This window comes from Kitasatospora sp. NPDC056446, from assembly GCF_042796115.1.
Classification (GTDB): Bacteria; Actinomycetota; Actinomycetes; order Streptomycetales; family Streptomycetaceae; genus Kitasatospora.
The window spans coordinates 1-13,786 of record NZ_JBHTRF010000067.1; the positions used below are offsets into that span (position 1 = coordinate 1).

Annotated in this window: 12 protein-coding genes; 5 read left to right on the forward strand and 7 right to left on the reverse strand. The window is 73.5% G+C overall.

The genetic code is table 11. From position 1 onward, the window contains the following. Positions 1-357: 357 nt before the first annotated feature. From ACFQ6N_RS30770 to ACFQ6N_RS30790, 5 genes are all read right to left on the reverse strand, one after another. Positions 358-1,995, reverse strand: a complete 1,638-nt coding sequence (locus ACFQ6N_RS30770) for a M4 family metallopeptidase (RefSeq protein WP_380656063.1) — start codon at positions 1,993-1,995, stop codon at positions 358-360. A 478-nt stretch (positions 1,996-2,473) separates the two neighbouring features. Then, entirely contained in the window at positions 2,474-3,148 is a 675-nt protein-coding gene (locus tag ACFQ6N_RS30775) for a GNAT family N-acetyltransferase (RefSeq protein WP_380656066.1), read from the reverse strand. A 164-nt stretch (positions 3,149-3,312) separates the two neighbouring features. Beyond that, a complete protein-coding gene (locus ACFQ6N_RS30780; protein WP_380656069.1) occupies positions 3,313-5,436 on the reverse strand; it encodes a serine/threonine-protein kinase in 2,124 nt (707 codons plus the stop codon). 124 nt (positions 5,437-5,560) lie between these two features. After that, the gene (locus tag ACFQ6N_RS30785) at positions 5,561-6,535 is read right to left on the reverse strand and encodes an alpha/beta fold hydrolase (protein WP_380656072.1); all 975 of its coding nucleotides are present in this window, start codon (positions 6,533-6,535) and stop codon (positions 5,561-5,563) included. Positions 6,536-6,751: 216 nt separating this feature from the next. Continuing rightward, entirely contained in the window at positions 6,752-7,510 is a 759-nt protein-coding gene (locus ACFQ6N_RS30790; protein WP_380656075.1) for a dienelactone hydrolase family protein, read from the reverse strand. A 148-nt stretch (positions 7,511-7,658) separates the two neighbouring features. On the opposite strand from ACFQ6N_RS30790, the gene ACFQ6N_RS30795 reads away from it, so the two are divergent. Continuing rightward, on the forward strand, positions 7,659-8,048 hold the full coding sequence (locus ACFQ6N_RS30795; protein ID WP_380656077.1) for a DUF6191 domain-containing protein: 390 nt from the start codon (positions 7,659-7,661) through the stop codon (positions 8,046-8,048). Here the strand turns inward: ACFQ6N_RS30795 and ACFQ6N_RS30800 are convergent. Together ACFQ6N_RS30800 and ACFQ6N_RS30805 are read right to left on the reverse strand one after the other, a co-directional pair. Further along, positions 8,009-8,410, reverse strand: a complete 402-nt coding sequence (locus tag ACFQ6N_RS30800) for a VOC family protein (protein ID WP_380656080.1) — start codon at positions 8,408-8,410, stop codon at positions 8,009-8,011. The two genes, ACFQ6N_RS30795 and ACFQ6N_RS30800, sit on opposite strands and share 40 nt — an antisense overlap. A 130-nt stretch (positions 8,411-8,540) precedes the next feature. Further along, positions 8,541-9,440 carry a (2Fe-2S)-binding protein gene (locus tag ACFQ6N_RS30805; RefSeq protein ID WP_380656082.1) on the reverse strand — a complete coding sequence of 300 codons (900 nt, stop codon included), beginning with the start codon at positions 9,438-9,440 and terminating at the stop codon, positions 8,541-8,543. 193 nt (positions 9,441-9,633) lie between these two features. Between ACFQ6N_RS30805 and ACFQ6N_RS30810 the strand changes: the two genes are divergently transcribed. From ACFQ6N_RS30810 to ACFQ6N_RS30825, 4 genes are read left to right on the forward strand one after another with little or no spacing between them, the layout of a single operon-like run. Next, complete coding sequence (locus ACFQ6N_RS30810) at positions 9,634-10,668, forward strand: FecCD family ABC transporter permease (RefSeq protein ID WP_380656084.1); 1,035 nt, start codon at positions 9,634-9,636, stop codon at positions 10,666-10,668. Continuing rightward, positions 10,665-11,702, forward strand: a complete 1,038-nt coding sequence (locus tag ACFQ6N_RS30815) for a FecCD family ABC transporter permease (protein ID WP_380656086.1) — start codon at positions 10,665-10,667, stop codon at positions 11,700-11,702. The genes ACFQ6N_RS30810 and ACFQ6N_RS30815 overlap by 4 nt, the downstream gene beginning before the upstream one ends. Next, positions 11,699-12,625, forward strand: a complete 927-nt coding sequence (locus ACFQ6N_RS30820) for an ABC transporter ATP-binding protein (protein WP_380656088.1) — start codon at positions 11,699-11,701, stop codon at positions 12,623-12,625. The genes ACFQ6N_RS30815 and ACFQ6N_RS30820 overlap by 4 nt, the downstream gene beginning before the upstream one ends. Before the next feature lie 52 nt (positions 12,626-12,677). Then, positions 12,678-13,673, forward strand: coding sequence for an ABC transporter substrate-binding protein (locus ACFQ6N_RS30825; RefSeq protein ID WP_380656090.1), 996 nt, complete (start codon positions 12,678-12,680; stop codon positions 13,671-13,673). Positions 13,674-13,786: the final 113 nt, after the last annotated feature.

Consider the following 13,786-nt stretch of genomic DNA (forward strand, 5'->3'; position numbering starts at 1 on the left):
ACCCCTCCGCCCCGCCGGCCCCCGCCCCTTGTGATTGCGTCGCCCCCCCGCGCTTCCCACCCTCACCTGCCCGGCCGCACCGTCCGAAAGGCAACAGCGCGGGGGCTGACGGGGTCCCTCCCCCGGCCCCCCCCGCCGTTCGGCCCCGCCGGCCGGCACCCACGCCCGGCTGGGCACCGCGCGGACGCTCTCCCGGGCTCGGGCCGCCCGACTCCGGGCCCGGGCCCGGCCGGGCCCCGCGCTCGACTCCTGTCCGAGTTCGGCGCGGGACCCGTCCGGTCGTCCGTCGCTCAGTTCCCCCGGCTCAACTGCCTCCGGCGAGGCATCCTTTGAACCGCGCGGGCCCTTCGCGCCGGCTCAGTTGACGTTGACCGCGGTCCAGGTGGCGGCCACCGCGTTGTACTCCGCTCCGCCCGAGCCGTACAGGTCGGCCGCCGCGCTGAGGGTGGCCGCACGGGCGCCCGCGTAGTCGGTGGTCGAGGTGAAGTACGTGGTCAGCGCGCGGTACCAGATCTGCGCGGCCTTGTCCCGGCCGATGCCCGCGAGCGTCGAGTTGTCGTACGTCGGGCTGTTGTAGTTGAACCCGTTGAGCGTCTTCGTGCCGCTGCCCTCGGACAGCAGGTAGAAGAAGTGGTTCGCCACACCCGACGAGTAGTGGACGTCCAGGTTCCCGACGTTCGCGTCCCAGTAGTCGGCGGACTGGCCGTCCTTGCTCGGCTGGTCCATGTACCGCAGCGGGCTGCCGTCGCCGCGCAGGTTGATCAGCTCGCCGATCCAGTAGTTCGGCGGGTTGGAGGGCAGGTTGGCGTACCACTCGACCATCGTGCCCATGATGTCCGAGGTGGCCTCGTTGAGGCCGCCGGACTCGCCCGAGTAGTTCAGGTTGGCGGTCGCGGCGGTGACGCCGTGGGTCATCTCGTGGCCGGCCACGTCGATCTCGGTGAGCGGGGCGGAGTTGCCGTTGCCGTCGCCGTACGACATGCAGAAGCAGTCGTCGCTCCAGAACGCGTTGACGTAGTTGGAGCCGTAGTGCGCCCGGCTGAGGGCGCCGACGCCGTCGTTGCGGATGCCGTTGCGGCTGAAGGTGTTCTTGTAGAAGTCCCAGGTCGTGGCGGCACCGAACTGGGCGTCCACGGCAGCGGATTCGCGGTTGCCGGTGGTGCCGTCGCCGAAGCTGTTGCTGGTGTTGGCGAACAGGGAGCCGCTGCCCGAGGTCCCGTTGTTCATGTCGGTGGTGGACTGGCCGCCGCGGCTGTCGTCCTTGAGCTGGTACTGCGAGCCGCTCTGCGCGGTGGTCAGCGGCACCTGGCCGACGAAGACGCCGTTGCCGGTGCCCGCCGCCGTCTGAACCTTCTCGTGCGTGGACAGCACCTGGCCGCTCGCGGCGTCGGTGACCAGGATCTGGCTGCTCGGGGTGCCGTCGGCGCGCACGCCCTCGACGGTGGTGCGGTAGGCCAGGCGGGGGCTGCCGTCGGTGGCCCAGACCACCAACTCGGCCTTGCCGGTCTGGTGGACGTCGGCCAGCGGCGACTCGTCGGCATCGAGGGTGACCCCGACCGTGGCCTTGACGGCGCCGGTGGCCTGCGCGGCGGCCTGGTCAGCCGGGACCTTCGGGGTCACGCTCGGGAGCGCGATGCGGGCGGAGACCGCCTTGGACACGGACTTCACCGCGCCGTCGGCCTTCTGGTGGACGACCAGGTCGCCGCCGATGACCGGCAGTCCGGCGTAGGTGCGCTCGAAGCGCAGGTGACGGGTGCCGTCCTTGTCGACGACGGCGTCCTTGGCGACCAGGTGCTCCTTGTCGCCGAGGCCGAGCGCCTTGGCCAGCGGGCCGGCCTGGCCGCTCGCCACGGCGAGCACGGTGGCGTGCTGCCGGGCGGCCTGGGCCTGCGGCGAGGCGGCGGGGACGGCCTGGGCGGCGGTGCTCACCTGGATCACACCGGTCAGCAGGGCGGTGGCCGAGAGTACGGCGACGGCCGCGAGCTTACGCTTCACGTACGAGTCCTTCCGGGAAACCGCGTCTGGGCGCGGTCACGCCGCGTCCCGGGGGCCGGGGTCGGCACCTGTGGGGCGGAACGGGCGCTGACGTGCTGAAATCCCGTGCAGTCGAGCGGCTCGCCACCAAGGGGTGGGGGTGGGGGCTGCCGCTGGGGGATGACCAGAAGCATGACAATCCAGCAGGTGAATTGACAGGTCTGCTTCAGTTATTGGCCAGGTCCCGCCACCAGGTAAAGGATGTTCATGTGGTGGGCAAAACGGGGCAATTCATCTCAACTCGCAAGTGGTCAATACACGAAGCACGTCCGGCCGCCTGCGCCGACAGGCGCCCGCCCACCGAACGGGGGTTCGGCGGGCGGACCCGATCGGTCGGCGATCGACTTTTACATCTGTGTAGAAGTTTCCATACGGTCCCTTGACACACGGGTGGCGAGGGTCCGCCACCCCGCCCCCTTGCCGATCGGCCGGACGGCTGCTAATCCGCCGGGATCGCGCGCCGTTCCCGCAGTTCCACGAGGCGCCGCTCCAACCCGGCCCGCCGGGACGGCCATTCCTCCCCCGTGATCGAGAAGATCGCCGAGTCCCGCAGCAGCCCCGCCTCCCCCGGCGCCCACGAGCGCGACCAGTTCCGCAGGACGCCCTCGAACGTGGCCCCCGTCTTCTCGACCGCCGCGCGCGAACGCCCGTTGCGGGCATCGGTCTTGAGGTCGACCCGGGCCACCCCCCACACCTCGAAGGCGTGCCGGAACAACAGGTACTTGGCCTCCGTGTTCAGCCCGCTCCCCTGTGCGGAGGCCGCCAGCCAGGTGAACCCGATCTCGATCGCGAACAGCGAACCGTCCTCCGCCCTGCGGCGCGGATCCCAGAACGCCGTCGCCCCGACCACCCGGCCCGAGGCGCGGTCCACCTGCACGTAGGGAGCCAGCAATCCCGCTGCCCGCCGCGCCAGTTGGGCCTCCAGGTAGGCACCCATCCCATCCGCCGACGGCACCCAGGTGAACCCGTACTCGCCGCGGTCCTCCTCGGCGGCGAGTGCCAGGCCCGGGAGATGCCCGGGCCCCAGCGGTTCCAGACGGACGAACTCGCCCTCCAGCACCGGTCCTTCGAGCAGCGGGCTTCCGGGCGACGATGCCTCGGTACCGGACCCCATGGTTCCTCCTTCGCGCAACGGCGGCAGTGACCCCGGCAGCCTCCCAGGACACCCCGCCCCCCGCCTGCCAATTTTCACCCCGCGGACAACAACCGCCCCGACCGCCGGGGCAGTCGGGGCGGGGCGGGGCGAGGTGAGGCGGGGCGGGACGATGCCCGTCGCCGCTACTGGAAGCGCCACTCCTGACTCGCGTTGCCCGGAGTGCAGGTGACCAAAGTGACGGCGTTGCCCGGACCGTTGTTGGTCATGCAGGTCGAGTTCATGTAGTCGGCCAGCGTGTACGAGTTCGCCGTACTGCCGTTGCGGACGGTCCAGTTGGTGAGAAAGCTGTACCCGTCGCTCAACACGACCTTCCCGTCCATGGTCTGGACGAGTGCGGGGCCACCGCTGTTGCAGGCGTTGAACAGGATCCACGCGCCGGGGTTGGTCGACCGCACCCAGCCGTACTGCGAGGCGCCGCCGACCACGATCGGGTTGCCGCCGCTCAGGTTGTCGCTGCCCATCCCGATCGGGCGACCGTCCTTCACGCTGACGATGGTGGTCCAGCTGCTGCCGCCGCAGGACGGGGGCCGGGCCGGGACCTGCGGGGCCGCGGTGGTGCCGCCGCCCGTGGTCTGGGCCGGGGGCTGCGGGTTCTGGTTCGCCGGCGGCGCGGGCGGGTTGCCGCCGGCGCCGCCGCCGGGCTGGTTCGCCTGACCGCCCCCGGAGCTCCCGCCGGACGTACCGCCACCGGAGGTCGTGGCCGCGCCGCCGCTGCGGCCGCCGGCCGCTGTGCCGCCCGCCGTGCCACCGCTCGTACCGCCGCCGGACGCACCCTGTGCCGGGGCCGGAACGGGCTGCTGCGGGTTGGGGGTGCCCGGCGCGGGCTGGTCGGCGACCGGGGTGGCCGCCGGACTGTCGGCCGGCGGCGGGGTGGCCGGCGCTGTGGTGCCCGCGGCCGTCGGGGTGCCGGCGGCCGGGTTCCCGGAGACGGTGACCACGACGGTCGGCTGGACGGCGGGCGAGGCACCCGCGTCGGAGCCGCCCGCGCTGCGGTCGATCAGCAGAGCGGTGGCGGTGCCCATCGAGATGATGACGGGGATGATCACGGGTATCAGCACGGTACGCCGCGACCGGCGCTTGCCAGGCTCGGTCTGCGCGTGCGGCTGTGGCTGCGGCTCCACCTTCGCGACCTCGTCCGGCACGGGTACGGGGGCGCCGCCGACGACGGGAACGACCACCGCCCCGGCCGCTCCGGCCTTGACCGGCTCACCTTCGGCGGCGCCGCCCTCGGCCGGCTCGCCTTGAGCCGCACCTCCCTTGGCAGCGCCGTCCTTGGCAGCACCGTCCTTGGCAGCACCGTCCTTGGCACCGTCCTTGGCAGCACCGTCCTTGGCAGCCGAGCCCGCCCCCGGCCGGAGGGGCAGCGTCCCGGTGTCGGCCGCGCCGGCCTCCGCACCCGCCTCCGCGCCGCCCTCCTGCCCGCCGATCGCCGCACGGGCCGCCGCCGCCATCTCGGCGGCGTCCGCGAACCGATCCTCGGGCTTCTTCGCCAGCGCCTTGGCCACCAGCGCCCGGACCGCCGCCGGGAAGGTCTCCGGCAGCTCGGGCACCGGTTGGTTGACGTGCTTCAGCGCGATCTGCAACGGCCCCTCACCGGAGTACGGCGGCACGCCGACCAGCAGTTCGTAGCAGACCACACCGATCGAGTAGAGGTCGGAGGCCGGTCCGAGGCTCGATCCCTCGGCCTGCTCCGGGGACATGTAGAGCGCGGTGCCGATGATCGCGAACGGAGCGGTGAGCTTGGTGCTGGCGACCGCCCTGGCGATGCCGAAGTCGGTGATGGCGACCCGGCCGTCGTCGCGCACCATCAGGTTGGAGGGCTTGACGTCCCGGTGCACGATGTCCCGCCGGTGCGCGGCGTGCAACCCGTCCAGGGCGTCGGCCACCAGGCCCAGCGCCCGCTCGACGGCCATCGGGCCGCTGTCCTCCAGGACGCGGTCCAGCGGACTGCCTTCGATCAGCTCCATCACGATGTACGCGCAGCGGTCGTCGCCGTCCGTGCCGCTCTCACCGTAGTCGTGGACATCCACCACACCGGGGTGGTCGATCGCGGCGACCAGCTGCGCCTCACGGCGGAAGCGCTGGGTGGCGGTGCCGTCCTCGAAAAGCTCCGAACGCAGGATCTTGACCGCCACCTGCCGTGCCAGCACGGTGTCCTCGGCCCGCCAGACCGAGCCCATCGCGCCGCCGCCGATCTTCTCGACCAGCCGGTACCGCCCGCCGAGCACTCTGCCAGCCCCGCCCATACCCCGGTCCCCCAGTGTGTCGTGACCCGCCCCGCCGGATCGTCGGCACACAGTGTGCCAGAGCGTGTCGTGACCACAGCAGACCGGATGTGAAAAGGAATTGAGGACGGCTGACAAGTAGTGGTCAGGTGCTCCGGGCGTACCGGGCGTGGTCGGCCACTTCCAGGACGGCCGCGATGACGGCCCGGGGTCGGTCGGCGTGGATGGCGTGGCCCGCGCCGCGCACCACGATGTGGGTTCCCCTGGTGGCGCCGGACGCGATCTGGGACTGGAGGGCCGTCCAGCGGGACCGCAGCACCCGGGGCAGCCCCTCGGTCGCGCTCAGGACTGCCACCGGCACCTCGGGCAGGCGGGCGGCGGAACGGCGCCGCCGGATCTCGGGGACGGCGGTGGCCGTCAGCCGGTTCTCGGCGAGGACGGTCCACCGCTGGTGGGGGTAGGCCACCACGGCCGCCTCGGCCCGGGCCGAGCGGTCCGCCCGGTCCGCCCGGTCCGCCCGGTCCGCCGACTGCCCCGGGCCGGGCGACGAGGTCGCCAGCGCCGTCCGGAGCAGCCACAGCCGGTTGAGCGCGGCTTCGGCGACCCGGATGGACGGGGGCTGGAACTCCTCGTGCGCCGGGTCCACCAGGACCAGTCCGGCCACCAGATCCGGCCGCTGCCAGGCGAGGAGTTGGGCCAGCTGGCCGCCCCAGCTGTGCCCGACCAGGACGGCCGGGCCGGCGTCCAGGTGCCGCACCAGGGCGGCGAGGTCCTCGACCTGGCCGCCCAGCGTCGGCGCGGTCCGGCCGACGGCCCGGTCGGTGGCGGCGTGGGGGTCGCTGGCGCCGAGGCCGGCCCGGTCGTACGCCACAACCCGCCCGTGGCGGGAGAGTTCGGGCAGGACGGACCCCCAGGTGAGCGAGGAGGCGCCGCAGCCCGCGACCAGGACCACCGGCGCGCCGCTGCCCTGTCCGGCTTCCACCCAGCGCAACGCGCGCCCTTCCCGGTCGAGTTCGCCCGTTCGCACCCCGCCGGGCGTGCTCTCCGCGAAGACCTGCGCGATGGCTTCCCGGACGTCCGGCAGGCCCGACCCGGCCCGCCCTCCCCGCTTGCCCTGCATGCTGTGCACCTGCGATCCCCCCTTGGTCCGCCGCGTCGCCCCGTTCCCCCGGTGCCCCTGTTTCCTGGGCGGCGCGGCCGGACTCCTCGTCAGAACGCCGACGTTGTCCGCCGGGCTGTTCCGGCGCCCGACGGCCGCCCGTCCGGGAAGTGAACCGGAGACCAACAGATCGGGCGCGGACCGTACCAGCGGCAGCCGGCAGCCGGCCGACGGGCCTCAGGCCGGCAGGGCTCGCTTCAGCAGGCCGAGCAGTGCCTCCCAGTGCCGTTCGTCGGCGGCCGCGTCGTAGCGGGTGGTGTCGGCCTGGGTGAAGCCGTGCGGCGCCCCGGCGTAGACCTCGGCCCGGAACCGGACCCCGGCCGCGGTGAGCGCCTGGGCGAGGCGGTCGATCTGCTCGGGCGGCAGCGACGGGTCCTGGTCGGCGTGGCCGAAGTACAGCTCGGCCGTGATCCGATCGGCCCCGAGGTGCGGGCTGTCGGGGCTCTCGGTGGCGAGGCTCCCGCCGTGGAAACCGGCCGCGACGGCGATCCGGTCCGGGTGGGTGGCGGCCGTCCGCAGGGCGAGGACGGCCCCCCGGCAGTACCCGGTGAGGCCGACCGGTCCGTCCTGGACCAGCGGGGAGTCGGCGAGCCACCGCAGGAAGGCGTCCGCGTCCCGGGAGGTCGCCTCGGGGGTGAGGGTGGCGAGCAGCGGGATGATCCGGCCGAAGAGTTCTTCGGCGTTCTCCACGTCGATGAGCTCCGGCAGTTCGACGACGGGCGCGCGGCCGTTCCGGTAGAAGGCGTTGGGGACGAGCACGGTGTACCCGGCCCCGGCCAGCCGGTCGGCCACCCGCTCCAACTGCGGCCGGAGCCCGAAGGCGTCCATGTAGAGGATGACGCCCGGGTGGGCCCGGTCGTCGTCGGGGTGGGCGAGGTAGGCGTCGGCGGTGCCGTCCGCCGTCGGGATGTCCACGAGGGTTCCGCGTACGGTCATGGTGAGGGGTGCCCCTTCCGTTTCGTGCGGCAGTTTCGTGCGGCAGCGTATCCGGTGGGCACCGGGCCCCGAGCGGCCTGCGGCACGGCCGGGCCGCCCGGGGAGGCGTGCCGGGAACGCCGCCGTACCGGTGCGGCGTTGAGCGGGCATGGGGTTGATCGTGGGTGTGGCGGCGGCGGTGGCGGCGGTACTGGGGCTGATGGTGCTGGCGGCGTTGCAGATCCGGGACGAGTCGTCACCGCGCCCGCGAAAGCGCGGCCCGGGTGCGGGGATGGGTGCCGGCGGGCTGGACGAGCTGCACGCGCTGTTCAGCCCGGGCAAGCGGATACAGGTCGAACAGAAGCGGGAGCAGCTCGCGCTGCGGGACGACGCGCAGGCCGGGTCGCCCCCGGGCTTCGGTGTGGACCTGGACCGGGGCGTAGCGGTCCTGCGCGGCGGCGCCGGAGAGCCCGCGCCCGGCCCCGCGGCTCGCGAGGGGCACGGAACGGATCCGGCCGGTCATTCCCCCCAGGTGCGGGAGCAGAGGACCAGCCGGTAGCCGTCCGGGTCGGCTATCGTCACGCCGAACTCGTCCCAGTACGGGTTGTGGGCCTTGACCCGGGTGCCGCCGGCCGCTTCCAGCCGGGCCACCAGGGCCTCGTCGACCGGGGCGCCGAGGTAGACGACGAAGAGGTCGTCCACCGTCGGGGTGGGCTCCAGCGGATGCTCCGGGTCGTGGGTCAGCTCGAAGTGCCAGGCGCCTCCGGGCGGACCGACCATCAGCAGGTCGTGCTCACCGGACACCCGCTCGGTGGTGCGCCACAGCACACCGAGGCCGAGGCCGCCGACGTAGAAGCGCTCGGCCGCCGCGAGGTCGCGTGAGGGGCGGGCGACCCGGATCCGCATCGTGGAATCGATCATGCCCGCGACCATAGCCGATGCCACTGACAGCGAACCTCCCTGCGGGGCCAGCCTGTGGACGACCCGTCAGGTCCACTGCCCTCGGGCCGTCCGCACTCCTCCCGTCGGAGACAGCTGCCGGAGCCGGCTGTCAGAGCCGCCGGAGCCGCTCCTCGTCGGAGGTCCGCGGGCAGGTCAGGCAGGCGACGGCCGCGGGCTCGACCGCGTAGTAGAGGCAGCAGCCGAGCCGGGTGCGGGTGTGGTGGGCGCGCCCGTCGGGGGTGTGCAGGCGGCGGAAGTCGGCGGCGCCCGGGAGGGGCAGGGTGCCGCCGGGCAGGACCGCCTCGGCGGCCGCGACGGCGGCGTCCTCCTCCGCTACGGCGACGGAGGGGTCCTGACCGCCGAGCATCCGGCCGAGGTACCAGAGGGCGGAGGCGAGATCGTCCGTCACCATGCCCCAGAGCGCGCGGTCGCGGCGCCGGGTGGGCCCGGCGAACGCGGCGAGCACCGGCTCCAAGTGCGCGACCACGGCGGCCCGCAGTTCGGCGCGGAGTTCGTCGTCGCCGGGGAGGGTCACGTGTCCGCCCGGACGCAGCGCGAGCGCGCCGGTGGGGGCGTGCAGCCAGAGGCCGGCGGGGTCGATGACGGGGACCCGCCGGGCGAGGTGCCAGGGTCCGGCGGTGATCAGACAGGCCGACCAGACGTAGTGGTGGAGCAGCCGGGAGGCCGTGACGTGCGGTCGCGGGGCGCGGCCGTGCGCGTCGGCGATGCGGGCCTCCTCGCCGGCCAGGACGGCGGCCAGGGCCCGTTCGTCGGTGGCGACCTCGACCGCGGAGTACCAGCCGTCGGCGGCGGACGGCGCGGGTTCCGCGGCGTCGAGCAGGCGTAGTTCCAGCACCGGGCAGAGTTCCAGCAGGCGCCGGTAGTCGCCGACGAGGGCAGCGGACGCCGGGCTGGGCAGGGCAGCGGACGCCGCGCCGGGCTGGGCGTGGTGAGGCGTGACGGACAGGGGTGTTCCGGGAACCATCGACACTCCCGAGATCGATTCCACATGATCGATTAAGGTGAGGCTCACCTTACAATGCCCCATGCGGCATGGTGACCATCCCCGGTCGCACCGGTCGGCACCGGTCCGCATCGGCCGGTACATCGGACCGATCGAGCCAACCGACCCATTCGGCGCAACAGGCCCAACCGGCCCGATATTGACTGACTTAGGCAAACCTAACCTAAGATGTCGCCTCGTGCTGAGAACCGATCCGCCGGCCCCCACAGCCCCGGCGACGCCCCGCGCCCCGGCGCTCCGGCGGCCCCTGCTGCTGGCCGCCGGCCTGGGCGCGCTCCTGCTGTGCGCCGCCCTGAGCCTCGCGCTGGGCTCCCGATCCATCCCGCTGTCGACCGTCGTCGACGCCCTCACCGGCGCCGCCCACGGCGGTGACGCCGATGTGGTGACGGGCCTTCGGGTACCGCGCACGCTCATCGGACTGGCCGTCGGGGCAGCCCTCGGGGTCGCCGGGGCGGTCGCCCAGGGCGTCACCCGCAACCCGCTCGCCTCCCCGGTCACCCTCGGCATCAACGCGGGCGCGAGCCTCGCCGTCGTCGCCGCGATCTACGCGCTGGGCCTCTCCCGCCCGGTCGAGTACGTCTGGTTCGCCTTCGCCGGAGCCGCGGTCGCCGCCGTCTCCGCGTACGCGATGTCCCGGCGCGGCGGGGACCTGGACCCGGTCCGACTGGCACTCGGCGGCACCGTGCTCACCGTGGTGCTCACCTCCTGGACCTCGGCGCTGATGCTGGCCAGTCACCGCACCCTGGACGAGGCCCGGTTCTGGCTGGCCGGCTCGATCGCCGGGCGGCACCTGGACACCCTCCTCCCCGTACTGCCCTTCCTCGCCCTCGGCCTGGTCGGCGCCCTCGCCGTCTCTCCGGCGCTCAACGCGCTGGCGCTCGGCGACGAGGCCGCGCAGTCGCTGGGCGTGCCGGTGGCCCGGATCCGGGTGGTCGGCGGGCTGGCCGTCGTCCTGCTCGCGGGCAGCGCGGTGGCCGTCGCCGGACCGGTGGCGTTCATCGGACTGGCCGCCCCGCACCTGGTCCGCCCGCTGCTCGGCAACGACCACCGGTGGCTGCTCCCCGGCTGCCTGGTGGCCGGTCCGCTGCTGCTGCTCGCCGCCGACGTGCTCGGCCGGCTGGTGGTCAGTCCGTCCGAGATCGAGGTCGGCATCGTGACCGCCTTCCTCGGCGCGCCGCTGCTCGCGGTCCTGGCCCGGAAGGTGGCCCGGTGACCGCGCTCGCCCTGCCCGCCCGGGCGCTCACCCGCCGCCGGGCCCGGACCGCCCTGTGGTCGCTGGCCGCCGCCGCGCTGCTGGTGCTGCTGACCGGGATCGCGCTCGGCACCGGGCAGCTCGACATCCCCGTCTGGGACGCGCTGCGCGCGCTGGTCGGCCAGGGAGACCCCGGAAACGTCCTGGTGGTCCAGCAGTTCCGCGCGCCCCGCGTCGTCTCGGCACTGATCGCGGGTGCCGGGCTGGCGGTGGCCGGCTCGATGCTGCAGCGGCTGTTCCGCAACCCGCTGGCCGCCCCCGACACCATCGGCATCACCGGCGGCGCCTCCTTCGGCGCGGTGCTGATGCTCGCCACCGGCGCCTCCCAGCAGCTGATCCCGCTGGCCGCGGTCGGCGGCGGACTGCTCGCGGCCCTGCTGCTCGGCGGCCTCGCCTGGCGTTCGAGGATGGCCGTCACCCGGCTGGTACTGGTCGGCCTGGCGGTCCAGCAGGGCCTGGCCGCCGCCGTGAACCTGATGATCGTACGGTTCCCCGCCGAGCTGGCCTCCTCCGCGCTCCAGTGGACCACCGGCTCGCTCTACGGCCGCAACTGGAACGAGGTGTCGATCGGCGGCACCGCCATCGCGCTGACCGCCGTCGGCGTGCTGCTCTCCCAGCGGCGGGTCGCCGTGCTCGACCTCGGCGACGACTCGGCCGGCGGCCTGGGCCTCACCCCGGCCCGCGACCGGCTCTGGCTGCTGCTGCTCACCATCACCCTCGCCTCACTGGCCGCCGCCCTCACCGGACCGGTCGCCTTCGTCGCACTCGCCGTCCCTCACCTGGTCCGGCTGCTCGCCGGGCCGCCCACCCTCGGCACCCTCGGTCTCACCGCGCTCACCGGCGCCGTGCTGCTCCTCTCCGCCGACCTCCTCGTCCTCCACGTGATCCCCGTCCATGGGCTGCCGGTCGGTGCCGTCACCGCCACCCTCGGCGCGCCCTGGCTCCTGGTACTGATGATCCGCCAGGGCCGGCCTCCCCAGAGGAACAGCCGATGACCTCCCCCGCGACCTCCTCCGGGACCTCGACCTCCGCCGTGACCTCGACCTCCGCCGTGACCTCGACCATCGCCGCGAACCGGCTGGCCGTCCGGGACCTCGACCTGCGCTACGGCGACCGGACCATCGTCGAGGGACTCGACCTCGAACTGCCCGGCGACGCCGTCACCGCCATCGTCGGGCCGAACGCCTGCGGCAAGTCGACCCTGCTGCGCGGGCTCGTCCGGCTGCTCGACCCGGCCGCCGGCGCCGTCACCCTGGACGGCCTCGACATCCACCGGATGCCCGCCCGGGCGCTCGCCAAGCGGATGGGCCTGCTGCCGCAGCAGCCCGTCACGCCGGAGGCGGTCACCGTCGAGGCGCTGGTGCGGCTCGGCCGGTACCCGCACCAGCGGATGCTCAGCCCGTGGTCCAAGGCCGACCAGGCCGCCGTCGAAGAGGCCCTGGAGCGCACCGGCACCGCCGAACTGCGCGACCAGCAGGTCGACCGGCTCTCCGGCGGGCAGCGCCAACGGGTCTGGATCGCGCTCGCGCTCGCCCAGGAGACCGACCTGCTGCTGCTGGACGAGCCGACCACCTTCCTGGACCTGCGCCACCAGCTCGACGTGCTCGACCTGGTCGCCGACCTGCACGCGGAGGCCGGGCGCACCGTCGTCATGGTGCTGCACGACCTCGGGCAGGCCGCCCGGTACGCCGACCACCTGGTGGTGCTCAAGGACGGGCGGCTCGCGGCAGCCGGGCCGCCGTCCGAGGTGCTGACGGCCGAACTGGTGGAGGCCGTCTTCCAGGTGCCGTGCCGGGTCGTGCCCGATCCGGAGACCGGTACGCCGTTGGTCGTGCCCCGCGCGCGGGCACGGACGGCGGCACGTGGCTCCGGCGCCGCCGCCGGCTCCGCGACCGCGACCGCGACCGCGACCGCCTGAACTTCCACTCCCCTCCCTGTCCCCCGTTTCGATCCGATCCAAGGAATTCCCGATGAACCGCCGACTCCCCGTCGCCGTCCTCGCCGTCGCCCTCTCGACCACCCTGCTCGCCGCCTGCGGCAGCGGCGGGGACGGTGCCAAGTCCGGCGGCGACTCCGCGGCCTCCGCCCCGGCGGGTGCTGCGGCCGGGTTCCCGCGCAGCGTCAAGCACGCCGCCGGGACGGCCGAGATCAAGAGCGCGCCCAAGCGCGTCGTGGTCCTGGACAGCGGCGAGCTGGACGACGTCACGCTGCTCGGCATCACGCCCGTCGGCGCGGTGTCCCCGCACATGAAGACCGAGGGCGGGTTCCCGAACTACCTCAAGGACAAGATCAAGGACACCAAGGACGTCGGCCCGATGAACGAGCCGAACCTGGAACTGATCGCCTCCCTCAAGCCCGACCTGATCCTCTCCTCCAAGGTCCGCCACGCCAAGGTGTACGACCAGTTGAACGCGATCGCCCCGACCGTTCTGGCCGAGACCACCGGCTTCCCCTGGAAGGAGAACCTCGCGCTGTACGCCCAGGCGCTCGGCAAGGAGGACCAGGCGAAGAAGGCACTCGCGGACTACGAGGCGCGGGCGAAGAAGCTCGGCGATGAGATCAAGGCCAAGTCCAACGGGACCATGCCGACCGCGTCGGTGGTCCGCTTCGTGGCCGGCCCGACCCGCCTGTACGCCAAGGCCTCGTACAGCGGTGTGGTGCTCACGGACGTCGGTCTGGCCCGCCCGGCCTCGCAGGACGTGGACAAGAACATCGTCGAGGTCAGCGCCGAGCAGATCAACCAGGCCGACGCCGACCTGGTGTTCGTCACCACCGCCGACGACCCGACCAAGACCAAGGAGAGCGAGGTCCAGCAGACCCCGGTCTGGCAGGGCCTGAACGCCGTCAAGAACAACAAGGTGTTCAACGTGCCGGACGAGACCTGGATGTCCGGCATCGGCGTCCAGGCCGCCGACGCGATGCTCGTCGACATCGCCAAGGCCGCGGGCGTGGACGCGCCCAAGTAGTCGTCCCGCGAACGCCGGCGAGCGGATGACAGCTGACGGCTGACGACCCGCGGCTGTCGACCGGCGACCGGCAGCTGACAGCTGACAGCTGACAGCTGACAGCTGACAAGTTT